The following is an 18,395-nucleotide window of genomic DNA, read 5'->3' as shown; positions in this document are numbered from 1 at the left end:
AAGATACGGTCAGTCGTATCTTGGCGTCATGCGAATCCTTGTGATTGAAGACGAGCGTAAGGTTGCCAGCTTTATCAAGCGGGGCCTGGAAGAAGAACGCTATATCGTGGAGACGGCTGCGGACGGTCAGAGCGGCCTGGATCTGGCGTTGAATAATGTCTTTGACGCTATTGTGCTGGACGTGATGCTGCCCAAACTCGACGGGTATAGCGTCCTGAAGGCACTCCGCGACGAAGGCAACGTAACTCCGGTGCTGATGCTCACCGCTCGTGGTGCTACAGAAGACCGCGTGCAAGGTCTGGATCTCGGAGCTGACGACTACCTCTCCAAACCGTTCCATTTTGAGGAACTAGCCGCCAGACTTCGGTCGATCCTCCGTCGGTCAACATCCGAGAAGACCACGAAGCTTGCCTGCGGTGATCTCACACTCGATCTCGTAACGCATTTCGCCTATCGGGACGAAAAGGAGATCGAGCTCACCACAAAGGAATATGCGCTGCTCGAATATCTCATGCGGAACAAGGACCGGATCCTCTCTCGATCGATGATCATGCAGCACGTGTGGAAACACAATTTCGATCCCGAGTCCAATATCATCGATGTCTATGTGAAACGCATCCGTCAGAAGATCGAACGTCCGGGTCAGGGTCAGCTCATCACCAGCGTGCGCGGCGTAGGCTACCGCATGAGAGAAGGGGGCTCCCACGAAGTGGAAGAAGAGGCAGGTGAGGTATGATCCATCCACTATGCGATCAACTGATCGAAAGCGTTGAACAAGGACTCGCTCCGATCCAGCGGGCATTCGATGCGTATCAGAACGAGTGCTTCATCCCACGTCCACCGGAGTTCTTTGCCCTTGAACTCTGCGGCGAAGCAGGGGAGTTGGCCAACCTAGAAAAGAAGCGATGGAAGGGGGCTCCACCAAACGATGCCCATACCGCAGACGAAGCTGCAGATGTCCTCATCGCACTCATGAACTTCTGTAACGCACGCGGAATTGACCTAGCTGCAGCTGTTGCCCTCAAGCTTCCTAGGATAGGGACAACCCTCCCAAGCGCTTAGTGCTCCCGTAGGAGCACAGCTACGGGACGAAGTTTTGGGATCGATTCACACAGCACCTTGACCATAGCCGTAACCGGCACGGCAAGGATTGCACCTACAGCTCCCCAGAGCCACGTAAAGAAGAGGAAGGCGAGGATCACGATCACCGGCGAGAGATCAAGGCTCTTGCCCATGATACGGGGCTCTACGACTCGCTCAATGATCACGTTGCCCAGCAGAAGGCATACGATGATCCCAATGAGTAAACCACCGCCGCCGAATTGCAGAGATGCCAAGCCAACTGGTAACAACAGTGCAACAATCCCGCCGATGGCCGGAACAAACGTCAGGAAGAATGTGAGCACGCCAAACACGATCGCAAGATCAAGTCCAAAGGCGAGTCCCACAATGGCCACCATTGCTCCTGAAAGTAGATTCACGAGAGATTTCGAGACGAGGAACTGACGCATTTTGTCGTCCGTTGCATGAACAACATCCATGATCCGCTTGTGCCGCTCTTCGCCATACGCCGCCAATACAGCATTACTGAACGAATCACCCGAGGCAAGGATCATCAGTACAAGAATGAAGATCATGAAGCCAGTGGATAGCATCGAGACCGTTGAACCGAGTGCTCCGGTGGCAATGGCGATGATCTTTTGAGCGTCGAGGAATCGTGATGGCTCGCTGATGGCTGCTGATGAGCCACCGATCTTGGCCATGAGTCCGGCAGCGGCATCTTGCAAAGAATGGATCGAATCCGCAATACGCGGAGCATAGCCAGGCAGGACCTCTGCCACCTGCACGCCGCAGTAGCCAAGGACCACAGCGATACCGCCGGCAATGGCTGCGCATGCGAACGAAACGAGAAGAATGGAAAGTCCGTGGGGGACACCTCTCTTGTGCACCTTGGTAACGTATGGACGCAAGAAGCGAGCAACAAGGAAGCTCACAAAGACCGGAAGGATGAGCTCGCTAAGCGTTTTTGCAACGCCAACCACAACAACAAAGGCAAGGATCCCTGCGAACCACGTGAGGAGACGGAGGTCGGTGCGTACCTGGTGCTGTTCCATGGAAGTCTCTCTATGTCCGTGTTGTGGATGTTGAGAGTGCAATGTAAAACGAAAAAGCCCCGGCGGTTGCCGAGGCTTTGTAAAACGTCAATGTAATGGATGAACCGCGTCTTAGCGGATCTCCTTATGCACAGTGTGGCGCTTGAGGTACGGATTGTACTTCTTGATCTCTAAGCGTTCTGTTGTGTTTTGCTTGTTTTTCATCGTTGAATACCGCGATGCAGGCTTGCCTTCTTTTTTGGCTTCCGTGCATTCTAGCGTGATGATGACGCGTGCGCCCTTCTTGGCCATGACAATTCTCCGTGTTTCTCGATTGCGTTTTTGGGAATGACAAATCTACGGCAATACGTCGTAAACTCCAAACAGGATTACCGCTTACGTGTCGTTTTAGAAGGTTGACGCTTCACCGCGTCCGGACGAAATGCCACAGGTATCGCATCCGTGATGCTACCCACATAGACAATTGTGAGGCCTTCCGTAACCATCGGGGAGAGCTCCTGGACATCCTTTTTGTTGTCCTTTGGAACCATCACAGTGGTCATTCCAGCACGTTTGGCGGCCAAGAGTTTCTCATTCAATCCACCAATAGGGAGAACATTACCGCGCAGGGTTACCTCGCCTGTCATCGCAACGTCACCACGCAGTGGACGTCCGCTTGCGGCGGACATCAATGCCAATGTCATCGTGATACCGGCGGACGGACCATCCTTTGGAATGGCACCTTCCGGAACGTGAACGTGGATCTCCTTGCCTTTGGAGAACTCCGGATCGAGTCCAAAACGAGCGGCGTTGCTTCGCAGGAATGAAAGAGCTGCCATTGCAGATTCCTTCATTACGTCTCCAAGCTTGCCGGTGAGAGTCAGGCGTTCAACACCGGGCATGATCGTAACCTCAACAGGGAGTGTGTCTCCACCCATCGACGTCCAGGCAAGCCCCGTTGCAACTCCAACCTTATCACTGATCTCTTCTTCCTTTTCTTTGAACTTCGCTACGCGAAGCAGACGTTCGATGGCCTTTTCGTCCACCTTCCAAGAGCGTTGTTTGGCGATCTTGGCATAGGCCTTACTTGAACGAACATCGTCAACCTTGGTCTTCCCAGAACGCTTGCTCACATCACCCACGATGTCCTTGGCCAACTTCCGCATGACGCTGGCGATCTCGCGCTCGAGGTTTCGAACGCCGGCCTCACGAGTGTATTCGCGAACGATCTTCAACAAAGCAGCATCGGTGAATGTGATGTTGAAGTCTTGGAGACCGTGACGTTCGATCTGCTTCGGAATAATGTACTGTTTTGCGATCTGTACCTTGTCCGGCTCCAAATAGCTAGAAAGTTCGATCACCTCAAGACGATCAAGAAGGGGAGCTGGGATGTCATACTTCACGTTCGCTGTGGCGATGAAGAGGACATTCGATAGGTCGTAGTCTACTTCGAGATAATGATCGCTGAACGTGCTGTTCTGTTCCGGATCTAGGACTTCAAGGAGTGCAGCGCTCGGATCTCCGCGGAAGTCCTGGGACATTTTGTCGATCTCATCAAGCAAGATCACTGGGTTCGTGGATCCAGCTCGCTTCATCGACTGAATGATCTTGCCCGGCATCGCACCGATATAGGTGCGACGATGACCGCGGATCTCTGCTTCATCGCGAACGCCACCGAGAGACATGCGAACGAAGTTCCGTCCCAAGGCGCGTGCAATGGATTTTGCAAGCGACGTTTTACCGACACCCGGAGGTCCGACAAAACAAAGGATCTGACCACGCATGGAGCCAACAAGATTCAGCACGGAGATGTATTCGAGGATCCGTTCCTTCGGCTTTTCAAGGTCGTAGTGATCCGTATCGAGGATGCCTTGCACGTGGTTGATGTCGAGATCGTCAGCCGTACGTGCCGACCATGGAACATTCGCGATCCACTCCAGCCACGTGCGATTGACGCTGAATTCCGGCGACATCGAAGGTGTTCTCTTGAGTCTGTCGAACTCTTCCATCACCTTTGATTTCGTTGGCTCAGGAAGTTCGGCCTTTTCTAGTTGTTCTTTGAGTGGTCCGAGTTCAGGACCGCCATCATCTTCGTCACCGAGCTCTGTTTGTAGGGCACGGATCTGTTCTTGGATGAAGTACTTGCGTTGGGATTTCTGGATCTGATCCTGAACCTTGGTGTCGATCTCAACTTCAAGACGAAGGAGTTCGAGCTCATTCGAGAGCATCTGCACCAGTTCGTAATACTGCGTCTTCACGTCCGGTGCATCAAGGATCTTCTGCTTGATGTCAACCTTTTGAGAAACGTTGGCAGCGGCGTAGTAAAGCTTCCGCATCGGGTCTTCGATGTTCTGGAAGGCACCGAGAACTTCAGGCGGGAGATTGCGATTGTCCTTGACGTATTCCTCAAAGAGTTCCGTTGCGTGACGGATCAGGGCCTTGAGGTTGCGGTCCTTCTCGTTCACGACAGGAGCGATTGTCTCCACCTTGGCTTCGAGATAAGGCTCGGTGCGTGCTGTGCCAACGATCTTGGCTGTCACAGCCCCCTCAACAAGGACTTTGAGGAGGTTGTTCGGAAGCCGCATGACCTGCAGGATCTTGGCAACCGTGCCAACCTTGTGAATGTCATCAAAACCGGCATCCTCCGTGGATGCATGGCGCTGAGACGTCACAAGAATGAACTTGTCTCGCTCCAAGGCCTCGGCCACGGCCTTCAGTGAAGACGCCCGTCCGATCAGGACCGGGAAGATCATGTAGGGGTAGATAACGATGTCCCGAAGGGGGAGAACCGGCATCTGGGTTGGGATGGCTGGGGCTCGTTTTTCAGCCTGTTCGATAGAGTCGAGTACGTCGGATTGGTCGATCATGGGGTCAGAAGACGTGGACAGAACAGAAAAATTACGAAGGATATTCGGTAAAACCTGCCGGACGTTTGGACGTAACCCCTTTTAACCCCTATCTTTGCGTTCTTTCCAAGAAGCTCAATTCACTGTAACCGAAGGTCCGTTTGAGGCGTCCGTATATCCCGCCGCAAGGTCCGCGTCAGGAACCCCAAAGAAAACACAAGATCAATGACGAGATCAGCGCCGCTGATCTGCGTGTTGTTGATGCACAAGGTGCGCCGCTTGGTGTAATGCCGCGTCGCGAAGCATTGCGTATCGCTCTTGAGCGAGAAGCAGATCTTGTAGAGATCGCACCACAGGCAAATCCGCCTGTTTGCAAGATCATCGATTATGGGAAGTTCATCTATGAACAGACCAAGCGAGACAAGCAGCAGAAGAAGCAACAGACGCAGACAACGTTGAAGGAAGTTCGGTTCAAGGCAGGTACAGATGTGCACGACTTTGATTTCAAAACAAGGCATGCACGCGAGTTCCTAGAAGAAGGCCACAAGGTAAAGGCAACGGTGATGTTCAAGGGCCGTGAGATCCTGCACAAGGAACTTGGCGAAGTGCTCTTGCAGCGATTCATCGATGCATTGGCAGAGGTTTCTAAGGTGGACCAGCCGATGCGAATGGAAGGTCGGTTTCTTGGTGTAATGCTTGCACCAGATATCAAGAAGCCGGTCAAGAAGAAGGAGCCAAAGCCGAAGACAGACGAAGCAGCTCCAAAGGCTGCACCGACATCTGAGGCAGCTCAACCCGAAGCAGAACAACAATCAGTTCAGGAGTAATATCATGCCGAAGATGAAAACGAATTCCGGAGCCAAGAAGCGATTCAAGGTCACCGGGTCAGGTGCGATCAAGCGTCAGAAGGCGAATCGCAGCCACATCCTCACAAGCAAGAACCGCAAGCGCAAGCGTAACCTTCGTCAGGATACACTTGTACACCCGGCAGATATGCCGAACGTGTTGCATTGCTTGGCATTGCGCTAAGCGATTTCTCGTTTGTTTTTTTCTCACGTCGTTCAGGGACACAGCCGTTCTCCTGACGACAAACCAAGGAGTTTGACATGCCAAGAAGTGTCAATAAAGTAGCGGCGCACCAGCGGAAGAAGAAATACTTCAAGCTCGCAAAGGGCTACTGGGGCGCACGATCGAAGGTATGGACGGTAGCGAAGCACCACGTTGAAAAGGGTCTTCAGTATGCGTACCGTGACCGTCGCAACAAGAAGCGTACATTCCGCTCGTTGTGGATCATCCGTATCAATGCGGCAGCCCGCCTCAATGGTACAACGTATTCGCGTTTGATGCACGGTTTGAAGCTCAAGAACATTCAGATCAACCGCAAGGTCCTTGCAGACATCGCGATGCATCATCCGGTGGTCTTTTCTACGATCGTAAAATCCGTCTAAGACCAACGAGGCAGAAGATCCTTCGATCTTCGTGAACTTTTCAAACGGCGGTGATGACTTCGGTCGTCACCGCCGTTTCTTCTTCCTACATTTGCATCTATGACGCTCATCGACCAGATAGCCGCTCTCCGTACGGAGATCGAGCACGAGATCCCCACGATCGATTCGGCGGACGCTGCCGAACGTTTCCGATTGAAGCACCTTGTGAAGAAGGGCACCATTCAGGCCTGCGTTGAAGGTCTGCGATCTGTACCGCGCGAGGATAAGCCCCTTGTCGGGAAAGCGCTCAATGAATTGCGCGCCATTGCGGATGAAGCCTTTGCAAACGCGCAAGAACGCTTTGGGAAGCGTGCCTCATCTGCGAATCTTGATCTGACCCTTCCGCCTCGCGGACAGCGTCGTGGTGCTGTGCACCCGATCACGCAGACGGTCGATCGATTGGTAGACATCTTTACGTCCATGGGCTTCGAGGTTGCTGAAGGTCCGGATGTTGAAGACGACACGCACAACTTCGGGAAACTGAACTTTGCCGCAGATCATCCTGCTCGTGATATGCAGGATACGTTCTTCGTTGATGATCCATCGCGGGCAGATCTTCTCCTACGCACACATACATCAAGTGTGCAGGTGCGAGTGATGGAAAACATGAAGCCCCCTATCAGATGTATCATGCCGGGCCGTGTGTATCGTAATGAAGCTGTGAGTGCACGGTCACTTGCAGAGTTCCATCAGATAGAGGGACTGTACATCGACAAAGGCGTGAGTATGGCCGATCTCAAGGGCACGATCATGGCCTTTGCACGTCGGTTCTATGACGAGAATGCCGAGTTCCGTTTCCGCACGTCGTATTTCCCGTTCACAGAGCCAAGCTGCGAGATCGATATGTCGTGCTTCCTCTGCAAAGGTGAAGGATGCCGGATCTGCAAACATTCCGGATGGCTTGAGATCTGCGGGGCTGGTATGGTACATCCCAACGTTCTCTCTGCCTGTGGGATCGATCCGAATGAATACTCCGGTTTTGCTTTTGGCTTTGGCGTTGAGCGTGTAGTGCTGATGCTTACAGGGATCGATGATATTCGACTCCTGTATGAAAACGACATCCGTGTTCTATCCCAGTTCTGATCATGCCACTTCTTACGGCAACGGATCTGCACAGGTCGTATCGCAGAACAGGTCAGACAGACACTGAAGTTCTTCGCGGCGCATCCCTGATTGTGGAACCAGGTGAAGTGGTGGCCCTTGTTGGACCAAGCGGAGCGGGAAAGAGCACAATGCTCCATATCATGGCGTCTCTCGACGTTGCAGATCGCGGTAGTGTCCATCTCATGATCGATGATCGTCAGGTAGATCTTTCAGCACTCTCCATGACGGCTCTTGCGGCTGTCCGGGCCAAACATATCGGCATGGTGTTTCAATTTCATCACCTCTTGCCGGAATTCACTGCCCTTGAAAATGTGGCGATGCCTGCACTTGTTGCCGGACTCTCCGCGGCAGCTGCCAAGGTCAAAGCGAATGTCTTGCTTGAGCAGGTTGGTATGCTTCATCGTGCCGGCCATGTACCGATGGAGATGTCAGGGGGCGAACAACAACGTGTAGCCATTGCTCGCGCATTGATCAATGAACCGTCGATCATCTTCGCAGATGAGCCAACGGGAAATCTCGACACGGAGAACGCGGCCACAGTTGCTGAGCTTCTTCTAGGACTGCGAGCCACACGGAATGTTGCCTGTGTGATCGCTACGCACAGTACGGAACTTGCACAGAGCGCCCATCGCATCGTTCAGATGGTGGATGGCAGATGTATAGGATAATGCCATGCATCGGCGACTAGGTATGCTACTGATCGGCTATGGACTCTTTCTTGTTTCAGCAGGAATTGTAGGGTTCATTCTCACCCGAGAGACGAGCGTTTCGTCTCTCTTCAATGGTGGGATCTTTGGCACGCTTCTTATCGTGCTTGGAGTGTTGCATCGCCAAGGGAGGATGTGGACACATCCTGCCAGTCTTTCTGCCACAGCGATCTTCACATTGACGTTCTTTTGGAGAACATCCTTACAATGGTATGAAATAGCGAACGGCGACGTCACCAGGGTGAACATCGCCGTTCTCTTATCGATCATGTCACTTGTGAGTTTGGGTGTTGTCCTCGTGCTCTTCCGGCACTACAGACATTGATACGCCCCTTACAGCTTGAATACGAGTCCGCCGCCAAGACTGAATTGGAACAGCTGGATCACTGTTGAAACCCCGTATCCACTTCCTCCGGTACCGAGGTAGAATCCCGCTCCACTGAAGATCATCGGCATGTTGAGGTTGGCATTGAGTCGAAGACCGATCTTGTCATTGAGCCAGATCTTCGCCCCGCCCGTGAGCGAGCCAAGGAAGCGGGTCTCAGAATCATATGCTTGGTTTGCTGGGGCAAAGATCTCCATGCCGAACAAAAGACCGCCGAACATCGTGACCTTGTCGTTCACATCCTTGTGGTACAGACCACCGATCTGAATGAAGTGGTTGTTGATCTCACTCCCGTTATCCGACGGAGAACCGGCATACCCTTCGATTCGAACCGTGGTTGGTTGAAAGGCATACTGCAGTTCAAGCATCATGTTGTTGCGTAGGTCAACGTCGATTGCGCCGCCATAGACGATCGATGGCTCGATATAGAGATTGCCGTTGTAGTTGTTGTAGTAGTAGTCATTCGACGCACCGAACATGTAGTTCGCAAACGCATTGAGTTCAACTTTTTGAGCACTCAACGACGTTGCTGCAAGAACAATGGCAGCACAGGCAGTAAGAAGATGTTTCATGAAGGTCATCCGTGTGATGAGAGTGAATGTTCTGATTCTGTTCTACGTGGTTTGACCAAAAATATCGAACTCAGCTGCGTCATCAATCGTTACATCAACGAAGGAGCCAAGTGATAGGGGGCGTTCAGAGCGGACATAGACGTCGTTGTCAACCTCAGGAGCGTCTGATTCAGTGCGACCTCGATATTCTCCGGTAAGGTCTTCTTCGATGAGTACCCGTTGAGTAGAGCCGATCTTTGCCAAGTTCTTTGAAAGGGAGATCTCACCCTGGAGTTCCATCACTCGTTGGACACGAGCATCCTTGACGTCGTCGGGGATCGGGTCGCCAAGAATATAGGCGTAGGTGTCGTCTTCCTGAGAGTACTTGAACACTCCTACGCGATCGAGCTGTTGTTGTTGGAGGAATTCCATCAACTCGTCTACATCCGCTTCCGTTTCACTCGGATATCCGATGATGAAAGTACTCCGAAGTGTGATATCTGGCACCTGTTGACGGATCTGATCAAGGAGTTCTTCGGTTGCGCGCCGTGTGATGCCCCTTCTCATATTCTTCAGAACATTCGTTGAGGCATGCTGAAGCGGCATGTCGAGATAGTTGCAGATGTTCTTTCTGTCGCGGATCACCGGTAGTATGTCGAGAGGGAACTTGGCAGGATAGGCATACATACACCGTATCCACTCTGCACCGCTTTCGTCAGAGAGCGCCGTGAGAAGGTCTGCGAGACGACGCTTTTCGTAGATATCCAGGCCGTAGTAGGTGAGATCTTGAGCGACCAGCACGATCTCTTTCACGCACTGCGACACAAGATTCTGTGCATTCTTTACCAGCGTCTCGATCGGCGTGCTTCGGTGAGTCCCGCGCATGATTGGAATAGCGCAGAACGAACAGGGATTGTCACAGCCTTCAGAGATCTTCAGATAGGCATAGTGCTGAGGGGTGGAAAGGATCCGGTCGCCCAGCAACGAATACTTGAGATCTGGTGAGATAGCCTTGATGATCTGCTCATAGGCCTCTGTTCCAAAGAAGTGATCCACCTCCGGGATCTCCTTTCGAAGATCGTCTCCGTAGCGTTCTGAAAGGCATCCTGCAACGACCAACTGACGAAGTGAGCCGTCCTTGCGTAGTTGAGCGGCTTCAAGGATCGTGTTAACGCTTTCTTCTTTTGCTGTGTCAATGAAGCCGCACGTGTTGATCACGAGTGTATCGGCATCTTCAACGGATTCAGCCAGTTCCATGTTGTTGGCCGTAAGGTGACCGGCCAATGTTTCGCTATCTACTGTGTTCTTGCTGCAACCCAGCGTGATGATGTGGACCTTCATGCGAATTTCTTCTTCATGCGTTCGGCCACGATCTGTGGAACGAACTCGGTGATATTCTGCTCATACCGACCCAATTCGCGGATGATGCTTGAGTTCAGGTACGTGAATCGTTCATGCGGCATCATGAAGATCGTTGTTACGTCGGGTTGAAGTTTGCGATTCATAAGTGCGATCTGAAACTCATACTCAAAGTCACTCACGGCGCGCAAGCCGCGGACGATGACATCTACGCCGTTCTCCCGTGCAAAGTCCACCACAAGCCCGGCATGGACCGTTACACGTACATTGGGAAGATGAACGAGGGAAGCAGATGCCATCTCAAGGCGCTCTGTTTCATCGAACAAGGGGGTCTTTTTGCTGTTCTTGGCCACAACGACTGTTACGGTCTCGAACATTTGGGCGGCACGCTCGATCACATCGACGTGACCGTTCGTGATGGGATCGAACGATCCCGGATACATGGCGTGCTTTGACATAGTGCGCAAATTACGGTAAGGGGCGTTCATAGCGTAGTACGTCGATCACTGTTGAGCCCCGTTCCTTATGCCACAACAAGGAAGCGCCCTCTGGAACGATCACCGCTTCTTGATCGCCATGTTCGAGGATAACGATCGTTGTTGGTGCCAGTAGGGGACTCTTGGTGAGTGCCTCGGCTATGTGATTGCAGAGCTTGAGAGCATACGGAGGATCGGCAACGATCACATCGAACGGCGGCGGCTGTCCGTTCTTGATGTATCCCAGAACGTCTGTTCGGACAATGGTTGTTTGCTGGTCGAATCCGAATTCACCGGCCACACTTCTCAAGTGCCTGCATACGGGAGTCGATGCGTCCACCAATGTTGCCTCCTTGGCTCCTCTGCTGAGCATTTCCCAGCTGAGTTGTCCACTCCCGGCACAGAGATCCAAGACTCGTTTCCCTGTAAGATCGAGATGATGGGTGATCACACTGAAGAGACTCTCTTTTAGGACGTCCGTTGTTGGGCGCGTATCAGATCCCGGAGGAGGCGGTACAACGCGACCCTTGAGAGTGCCCCCGATGACTCTCATGCGTGAAGAGTTTCTGCCGTTACAGACGAGAGCGCAGGTGCTACGAGTGGTCCAAGGAGTTGTGCCTTGGCTAACAACGATGTCTGAAGGTTCGCATCAAGTTCTGTTTTGACACGTCGAAACGGCTGCAGTCGGCCGGTTCGAACATCAAGAGGTTTTACGGCAGCCGATATGTCAGCATACGCGGACTTCGTTAGGTGGTCGCCGAAGAGCAGAACTCTGTCGATAAAGAACCCGGTGGCAGAACGAAGTTGAAGAACACTTTCGCTGACAACGGAACCAGGCGCAATGTTGGCTTCATTCGGAATGGACGTCAGTGATTGCAGGGCATGATCGGTGCCGATGACGGCTCTATACCACACTGCGCCTCGCCGACCCATGAGCAGCCACGGCGAAGTCTGTTGCGGAACCGTTGCTCGAGCGATCTCAATGTCGAGCTCAATGTCTGTAACCAAGGTAGCTTCTCTAAGGACGCGCCTGTGGATGGCTTCGATCACGGTCTTGGTGATGATGATGATCCCGTGCCACTGTGTGCCATGCAAATGAGCTGGCGTGGTGATGTCATGCACAACGTCTACTCCCTCAAGAACATCGGGGAGACATGTTGAGAGCTCAAACCTGCGTCTCTCCACTACATCTTCATCAGCATCAATCGGATAGGCATGAAACGTGATCATCGAACCATGCACTGCTACAGTAACGTCTTCCGCCCCTTCAACAAGATCGTCAAGGGGCTCCTCGGGTTTACGTTCGAAATAGGCCGAAAGAACCGGGACAGCTTGGTCCTCGGACCAATGAGCCACTGCAGTTCTTTGAGGATGGAGATAGACCGTTACGCGCATGTGGTTGAATTTACGGCACCTTGACGTAAGGGAGAAGCTTTGCGAGTTTCTTCTCGCCGATACCTTTCACATTGAGCAGGTCTTCTGCACACGTGAAGGGCCTGCGTGTGCGTGCCTCGATTATCCTCTGGGCCATAGCAGGTCCTATTCCTGGCAATGATTCGAGGTCGGAGGTCGTTGCCGAATTGAGGTTGACGACCCGCGGCGTCTTCGGGGATGGTCTTGGAGCTGATCCTGAGTCTGTACTCTGAGATCTGCTGGGTTCAGCTCTTGTTTCAGAGGGGATTGGTGAGCCCCCTTCAGGATTGAGACGGTCTGATTCTAAGGAATCGAGCATCTGCGAGATGCGTTCGGCTGTAACATGCTCATGCGTGGAGGTCGTAGGCCAAAGTCTGCTCCCAATACTTCCTATCGAAAGTACAGATGCAATGAAGGTGATCGCAACGGCCTCGGACCGGGTAATACCGAGGTGCTTTTGTATGACGGTGATGAAGCGCTTCATAGGAGGTCCTTCTGAAGCGCCTCATGTTCCTCTAGGAGAACGCTTCTTTGATCTTATCGAAGAAGTGTGACTCTACTCGTTGATCCTTTGGCTTGAAATGGTCACTTGTTGCCAGATCCTTCAGGACCGACTTTTCTTTTGATGAGAGCTTCGTTGGCACATGAACATTGAAACGTACGAGTTGGTCGCCGCTGCCCCTTGCATTGAGGTGAGGGATACCCTTACCTTTCATCCGCAGGACCGCCCCCGGCTGGGTGCCCGGTTCGATCTTCAATGAAGACTCACCAAACAGCGTTTGGACATTCACTTCGCCGCCAAGGGCAGCAGTAGGGAAGTCCACTACCACGTCCATGTACACATCATCCTCGTCGCGCTCAAACACCTCATGTTCGGTCTCTTCAATGACCACGATCGCATCACCGGACTCACCACCCCTACGACCTGCATGCCCCTTACCCGTGACCGTGAGATAATTACCAGTGTGTACACCGGCCGGAATCGTGACTTTTACGGTGGTTTCACCTTCTACGCGACCTTCACCTTCGCACGTGTCACAGCGATCCTTGAGGATCTCTCCGGTGCCACCGCATGTGGTACATGGTGCGATGTTGATGAACTGACCGAAGACGCTGCGAGAGACCTGGCGGATCTCTCCTGAGCCTTCACAGACCGTACACGTGGAGAATCCTGAGCCTTCTTTTGCCCCAGATCCGCTACATGTGCCGCAGGCCTTCCAATGGCGTAGCTTGATCGTACGATCTACGCCTGTTGCGATGTCTTCGAGACTCAACGGCATTCGAACACGGAGGTCTGCGCCAGGCTCACGTTGCGAACGTTTGCGTCCGCCGCGCTGCTGCTGGCCAAACATGTCGCCAAAGATGGATTGACCGAAGATGTCACCGAACGCACTGAAGATGTCGTTGATGTTCGAATACTGGTGGTAATCCTGACCGCCGCGCATCCCAGCGTGACCGTATTGATCATAACGGGCGCGCTTGTTCTGGTCGCTGAGTACTTCGTATGCCTCTGCAGCTTCCTTGAACTTGCCTTCAGCACTCGGATCGTCTGGATTGCGATCCGGATGGAATTGCATGGCCATCTTCCGATAGGCTGATTTGATCTCGTCTGCCGATGCGGACTTGCCAACGCCAAGGATCTCGTAGTAGTCGCGTTCCGTCATGATCTGTCTTCCGTTGTATCAGTGTGGGCTGGGAGTCCGGCAGAGGTGATGACCTTCGCATGGCGGATCACCTTGTCATGAAGCTGATAACCGCGTTGAACATTCTGGATCACATGACCCTCCGGATGCTCAGATACTGTATGCATGAGAGCTTCATGAAACTCAACATTGAATGGTTCACCCACTCCGGCCTCGATCACCGAAACGCCGGATTCTTCGAAGATCTTCACCGCCTTGGCATAGATCATTTCTATGCCGGTCTTGAGAGGAGATTCATCAGATGTCTTCCGCGCAGATTCCAGAGCTGCATGTAGATCATCGAGGACCGGAAGCATCTTGGTGATCACCCGTTCCGACGCATGGTTCGCCATTGCCTGACGTTCTTCCTGTGTCCGGCGCTGAATATTGGCGATCTCGGCTGAACGCCGATGAGCAAGATCCTTCCACTCCTCAACCTGGAGTTGAAGTGCTTCGATCTGCTCTTCTGATGTTAGTTCTTGTTCTTCGTTATTCATGGTGTTGGGTTGTGTTTCAGTATCATCGGGCTAAAGCCCGACGTCAGTATCATCGGGCAGTTGACGAATATCCCCGAGAGTACGTGTAAGTACACTCGACATAAGTTGTACGATCGAGATCATGCGTCCGTAGTCCATCCGGCGCGGTCCAATGATGCCAAGAGACCCGGTTGCATGACCGGCCCGATAGGTAGTTGCGATCATTGCATAGTCTCGCATCTCGGCCTCTGCGAATTCATTCCCGATGGTGATCGAAACCCGTCCGGCCTCTGTAGCTGTTCCGAGGAGGTGGACGATGACATCTTCGTTCTCAACAAGTTCGATAACACTGCGGAGTCGTTCCGGCGCTTCAAACTCCGGTTGTGTGATCAGGTTCTGTGCTCCGGAAATATGGACCATTCCGCTCGGCTGTGTGCTGACCAGATTCCCAACCTGTTCAACGAACAACCTGAACAAGGATGGCGTTTGATCTGATGAGGGGGCGAGCAGTTCCGAGAGCATGGTTGTGATAGACGAGAGGGGGCGTCCGGACAACCGTTCATTGAGCTGTCGCGAGACCGCCTCAACCGTTCCGGGTTCGATGAGGTCATTGGTCTCGAGAGTGAGCGTACGAACGATATCACTATCGAGAGCGATCACCACAAGAAGTCGCTCTGTGGACAACGGGATCAGCTCCACACGTTGCACGAGTGCTTCGCGAAGCAGGGGGAGCTGCACCATTGCCAAGTGTCGGCTTAGCGATCCAAGAATGCGCGATGCATCGCGCATGACGCTCTCCCGCGGTAGGGAAAGCAGGTCTGAAACAACCTGTTCAGATTCATGGATCGGAACCCTGCTGATATCAACCAATGAATCAACGTAGAAGCGATATCCTAGGTCCGTTGGCATACGTCCGGCCGACGTGTGAGGATGGGTGATGTAGCCCATTGCCTCAAGGTCGGACATCGTATTGCGGATCGTTGCCGGACTCAATGGCAGGGTGCGTTCGAGGTACTTCGATACCACACGCGACCCAACGGGAGTTGCATGGAGAATGAAGAGCTGGACGATCGCACGTAGGATCGAGCGCTCACGGTCATTCAGATCTCGGTGGTCAACCGGAACGATCACAGACATCGCGTTCCCTTACGCCGAAACAACGGAGAAGTAGAACTTGACGAAGGAGAAGGCGTCATACGACGCATTCCAAGAGATCAGGATCGCTACAAGAGCTACTACTACAAGTCCAAGTCCGATCGAATACACGATGGTGGATGGTACATCGAACACGACAGAAGTAGCACGCAGGGTGCGCATTAATGACCAGATCGTTAGTGCGATCACAAGCAATGGAACCCAGAGAGACAGAGCATCCGTGCTGAGTGCCTGGTAAAGGGCAACGCCGATGGGAAGAAGCACCACCAATGGCAAGGCCGACCACACAACGATCGTAAGGGTATCGCGGAAATAGATGCGTGCCTTGATGAACATCGATCCAACACGGAGTAGGAAGGCTGCGAGAACAAAAAGCCCCATAACAACTGTGGACCACAATGGAACTGCGAGGGTCGGCCTCCATGACACAAACCGAACCACATCATAGGCTACATTCGAAGGGATAAGAAGATGCAAGAGATACTCGATCTCGGCATCAACACGAACGTAGTACAGCAACGACGAAATTACCAATCCAACACAGCTGGCAATGACGATGCCGAGGAAGGACGTTTGCACTGCGGAGAGGATCCGTTGGTCTCTGATGTCAGCATAGAAGTTGTACGGCCGTGCAATGGCACGCAACAGGTATTCACGGAACCGACGTGAACGATTGATCAGGAACGTCATGATCAACGCAAGGATGATGCCCGCAGCGATGAAGACGAGCGGGGTGTCAAACGCCGCATACCGAGCTTGAAGAAGGGGCTCCTTCTCATCATTGATGAGAGACTTCAACATGGCATACGAGATGCGAGGTTGACGCCAAACGTCGAGAAGGCCGGACGTGCAGACATACGAATCGTAATGATCGACCAACATCGTTGGACGTTCAAGAGAATAGTCCACGAACGACCAGATCATAACGCCCGCGAGACCGGCAGATATCGAGGCGCGGAAACAGTCGCGCACAACCAAGGCCTGCGCTTCATTGGAGAGAGGATCGCTGAACCCATTCGTATTGCTTGGCGACAACCGAGAACCGAATTCCGTGATGACAGCAGCAGAACGGAATGCTTTCGGAAGCGCCTGAACGATGCGTTCAAAACGAGTACGATCCTGCGTTGTGCTGAACTTGATAATGATAAGGTCAAAACCACCTTCGCTCGTACGGTCGTAAAGTCCGGCAGGAACGACTTTGAAAAGCATCTTCGTAGAGAGTTTACGATACAACTGAACGAGGTCTGCGTGATATTGAGCAACGGCGTCGGAGCCTTCTTCCAATCCATCGCTCAAACCGATGGCGATCACTGAGGGATGAGAATCCAGATAGGCGATAGACCGTTCAGAGGTGTTGCGATACCGAGCCAGCAGCTCTTCCTGCAGGATCATGTCCGAGGGAACGTCGGACGTTGGGAGCTCTGCCATCACCATCAGGCCGTAGCGATCGCAGAGGCTGAGGAAATAAGGGTGTGGACTGCCGTTGCGGATCTTTACGACATTTACACCAAGCGTCTTCATCAGGGATACATCAAGCTCCATCTGACGCCAGGACATCGACGGTCCGCGATTTGGGTAGTCATCAACATAATCCACGGCATAGATCGGTACGATTGAGTCGTTGATCGATATCTGACGTCCGCGGTCCGTACTCATAACACCAATGGAACGAAAGCCAACAGGCGTCTCGTAGATATCGATGAGTTGACCGTCGCGCTCGATCCGTACGATAAGGTCATACAGATTCGGAGAGGCAACGCTCCAGCGCTGTGGGTTCGCTACGGAAAGCTGGAAGTTGACGATCTGCTGGCGAGACCGTTCGATCGTGACGGTAGATGTTCCTGTTCGCGATACGATCTGTCCACCATCTCGAGACCGTAGCATGGCCTCAACAGAGACCGTTGCCTTGCCTTGCGTCAAAGCGTCGCCTCCCAAGGCAGAACCAAGAAGACGCTCAACAGTCCCACCGACGATCGTAGCCTTAACGTTCATTGACCCGTTGCCACCGTTGATCGAACTTCTAACCCGAATGTCGTTGGTCCAAACATGAGGTGTTCCAACAAGGAAGACCTCACGCAGGAGCCCCATGTGACGAGATCTTGAAGAACGTGCAAACCCTTCGACCAACGCTGTGAGTTCACTGGTCGGTGAAATGACCAACTCAATTGTATTTGTGCCTGCAACAAGAACTCGATCGGGGATGCGAATGCCGAAGGGCACCATACCACCCGGATATCTCATGATGAATCGACCATTGACGCGCAGCTCGATCTCGTCCACCACACCCAGCACTTGGAGATGCCACGTGTGTTTGCTGAGGGTTGCTTGTTCGATCCGAATGGTCCGTCGAAGCACGACCGGTGTTGTGGACTCCAATGAGCCAGGAACTGATACGGTCTCCACGGGGACACCGTCATTCATGCGCTGCCATTGCCCACTTAGGTTGATGATCGTTCGTGTCTCGGAAGGCATGAACGCCGCCACTTGTTGCGGACCAAGTTGGGTATAATCAGAGAAGTCCGCTGCCGGTAGGCAGAGTGATGTGATGAAAAGAAAGGTGAGGACGAGGGCGTATCGTTGCGTCATGCCGTAAACAATAGGATGGCAGGTGGTTCGTGCGAACTACAAAACTAACCCACGATGTATCTTTGTACATCATAA

Annotated in this window: 21 protein-coding genes; 8 read left to right on the top strand and 13 right to left on the bottom strand. The window is 52.8% G+C overall.

Going from position 1 to position 18,395, the window contains the following annotated elements:
* Positions 1 to 28: 28 nt before the first annotated feature.
* Together IPI29_07935 and IPI29_07930 are read left to right on the top strand one after the other, a co-directional pair.
* A complete protein-coding gene (locus IPI29_07935; protein ID MBK7412468.1) occupies positions 29 to 736 on the top strand; it encodes a response regulator transcription factor in 708 nt (235 codons plus the stop codon).
* Complete coding sequence (locus IPI29_07930) at positions 733 to 1,062, top strand: hypothetical protein (GenBank protein MBK7412467.1); 330 nt, start codon at positions 733 to 735, stop codon at positions 1,060 to 1,062. Before IPI29_07935 ends, IPI29_07930 begins: the two co-directional genes overlap by 4 nt.
* On the opposite strand, the gene IPI29_07925 is transcribed toward IPI29_07930, so the two are convergent.
* The 3 genes from IPI29_07925 to lon form a co-directional block, all read right to left on the bottom strand.
* Entirely contained in the window at positions 1,059 to 2,114 is a 1,056-nt protein-coding gene (locus IPI29_07925) for an AI-2E family transporter (protein MBK7412466.1), read from the bottom strand. The genes IPI29_07930 and IPI29_07925 overlap by 4 nt on opposite strands.
* A 111-nt stretch (positions 2,115 to 2,225) precedes the next feature.
* A complete protein-coding gene (rpmG, locus tag IPI29_07920) occupies positions 2,226 to 2,405 on the bottom strand; it encodes a 50S ribosomal protein L33 (GenBank protein MBK7412465.1) in 180 nt (59 codons plus the stop codon).
* Positions 2,406 to 2,482: 77 nt separating this feature from the next.
* Positions 2,483 to 4,960 (bottom strand): endopeptidase La, encoded by a 2,478-nt coding sequence (lon, locus tag IPI29_07915; GenBank protein ID MBK7412464.1) that lies wholly within the window; start codon positions 4,958 to 4,960, stop codon positions 2,483 to 2,485.
* Between the two features lie 155 nt (positions 4,961 to 5,115).
* On the opposite strand from lon, the gene IPI29_07910 reads away from it, so the two are divergent.
* The 6 genes from IPI29_07910 (at position 5,116) to IPI29_07885 (ending at position 8,562) form a co-directional block, all read left to right on the top strand.
* Positions 5,116 to 5,766: a translation initiation factor IF-3 gene (locus IPI29_07910; GenBank protein MBK7412463.1), complete on the top strand. Its 651-nt coding sequence runs from the start codon at positions 5,116 to 5,118 to the stop codon at positions 5,764 to 5,766.
* Positions 5,767 to 5,770: 4 nt separating this feature from the next.
* Positions 5,771 to 5,968 carry a 50S ribosomal protein L35 gene (gene rpmI, locus IPI29_07905; protein MBK7412462.1) on the top strand — a complete coding sequence of 66 codons (198 nt, stop codon included), beginning with the start codon at positions 5,771 to 5,773 and terminating at the stop codon, positions 5,966 to 5,968.
* A gap of 77 nt (positions 5,969 to 6,045) precedes the next feature.
* Positions 6,046 to 6,387 carry a 50S ribosomal protein L20 gene (gene rplT / locus IPI29_07900; protein MBK7412461.1) on the top strand — a complete coding sequence of 114 codons (342 nt, stop codon included), beginning with the start codon at positions 6,046 to 6,048 and terminating at the stop codon, positions 6,385 to 6,387.
* A 99-nt stretch (positions 6,388 to 6,486) separates the two neighbouring features.
* Positions 6,487 to 7,509 (top strand): phenylalanine--tRNA ligase subunit alpha, encoded by a 1,023-nt coding sequence (gene pheS, locus IPI29_07895; GenBank protein ID MBK7412460.1) that lies wholly within the window; start codon positions 6,487 to 6,489, stop codon positions 7,507 to 7,509.
* 2 nt (positions 7,510 to 7,511) lie between these two features.
* Entirely contained in the window at positions 7,512 to 8,198 is a 687-nt protein-coding gene (locus tag IPI29_07890; protein MBK7412459.1) for an ABC transporter ATP-binding protein, read from the top strand.
* Between the two features lie 4 nt (positions 8,199 to 8,202).
* Positions 8,203 to 8,562, top strand: coding sequence for a TMEM14 family protein (locus IPI29_07885; protein MBK7412458.1), 360 nt, complete (start codon positions 8,203 to 8,205; stop codon positions 8,560 to 8,562).
* Between the two features lie 8 nt (positions 8,563 to 8,570).
* Here the strand turns inward: IPI29_07885 and IPI29_07880 are convergent, their stop codons facing one another.
* From IPI29_07880 to IPI29_07835, 10 genes are read right to left on the bottom strand one after another with little or no spacing between them, the layout of a single operon-like run.
* Positions 8,571 to 9,194, bottom strand: a complete 624-nt coding sequence (locus IPI29_07880; protein ID MBK7412457.1) for a hypothetical protein — start codon at positions 9,192 to 9,194, stop codon at positions 8,571 to 8,573.
* 42 nt (positions 9,195 to 9,236) lie between these two features.
* Positions 9,237 to 10,514, bottom strand: coding sequence for a 30S ribosomal protein S12 methylthiotransferase RimO (rimO, locus tag IPI29_07875; GenBank protein MBK7412456.1), 1,278 nt, complete (start codon positions 10,512 to 10,514; stop codon positions 9,237 to 9,239).
* A complete protein-coding gene (coaD, locus tag IPI29_07870; protein MBK7412455.1) occupies positions 10,511 to 10,990 on the bottom strand; it encodes a pantetheine-phosphate adenylyltransferase in 480 nt (159 codons plus the stop codon). The genes rimO and coaD overlap by 4 nt, the downstream gene beginning before the upstream one ends.
* 10 nt (positions 10,991 to 11,000) lie before the next feature.
* A complete protein-coding gene (locus IPI29_07865) occupies positions 11,001 to 11,561 on the bottom strand; it encodes an RsmD family RNA methyltransferase (protein MBK7412454.1) in 561 nt (186 codons plus the stop codon).
* A complete protein-coding gene (locus IPI29_07860) occupies positions 11,558 to 12,403 on the bottom strand; it encodes a hypothetical protein (protein MBK7412453.1) in 846 nt (281 codons plus the stop codon). The genes IPI29_07865 and IPI29_07860 overlap by 4 nt, the downstream gene beginning before the upstream one ends.
* Before the next feature lie 10 nt (positions 12,404 to 12,413).
* Positions 12,414 to 12,905: a helix-hairpin-helix domain-containing protein gene (locus IPI29_07855; protein ID MBK7412452.1), complete on the bottom strand. Its 492-nt coding sequence runs from the start codon at positions 12,903 to 12,905 to the stop codon at positions 12,414 to 12,416.
* A gap of 31 nt (positions 12,906 to 12,936) precedes the next feature.
* On the bottom strand, positions 12,937 to 14,085 hold the full coding sequence (dnaJ, locus tag IPI29_07850; protein MBK7412451.1) for a molecular chaperone DnaJ: 1,149 nt from the start codon (positions 14,083 to 14,085) through the stop codon (positions 12,937 to 12,939).
* A complete protein-coding gene (locus tag IPI29_07845) occupies positions 14,082 to 14,600 on the bottom strand; it encodes a nucleotide exchange factor GrpE (protein MBK7412450.1) in 519 nt (172 codons plus the stop codon). The genes dnaJ and IPI29_07845 overlap by 4 nt, the downstream gene beginning before the upstream one ends.
* A gap of 30 nt (positions 14,601 to 14,630) precedes the next feature.
* Positions 14,631 to 15,716 (bottom strand): heat-inducible transcription repressor HrcA, encoded by a 1,086-nt coding sequence (gene hrcA / locus IPI29_07840; protein MBK7412449.1) that lies wholly within the window; start codon positions 15,714 to 15,716, stop codon positions 14,631 to 14,633.
* Between the two features lie 9 nt (positions 15,717 to 15,725).
* Positions 15,726 to 18,320: a YIP1 family protein gene (locus IPI29_07835; protein MBK7412448.1), complete on the bottom strand. Its 2,595-nt coding sequence runs from the start codon at positions 18,318 to 18,320 to the stop codon at positions 15,726 to 15,728.
* Positions 18,321 to 18,395: the final 75 nt, after the last annotated feature.

This window comes from Ignavibacteria bacterium, assembly GCA_016707005.1.
Classification (GTDB): domain Bacteria; phylum Bacteroidota; class Ignavibacteria; order Kapaibacteriales; family Kapaibacteriaceae; genus UBA10438.
Note: the sequence above shows the minus strand (reverse complement) of the source record. Positions and strands in the feature narration are given on the sequence as shown.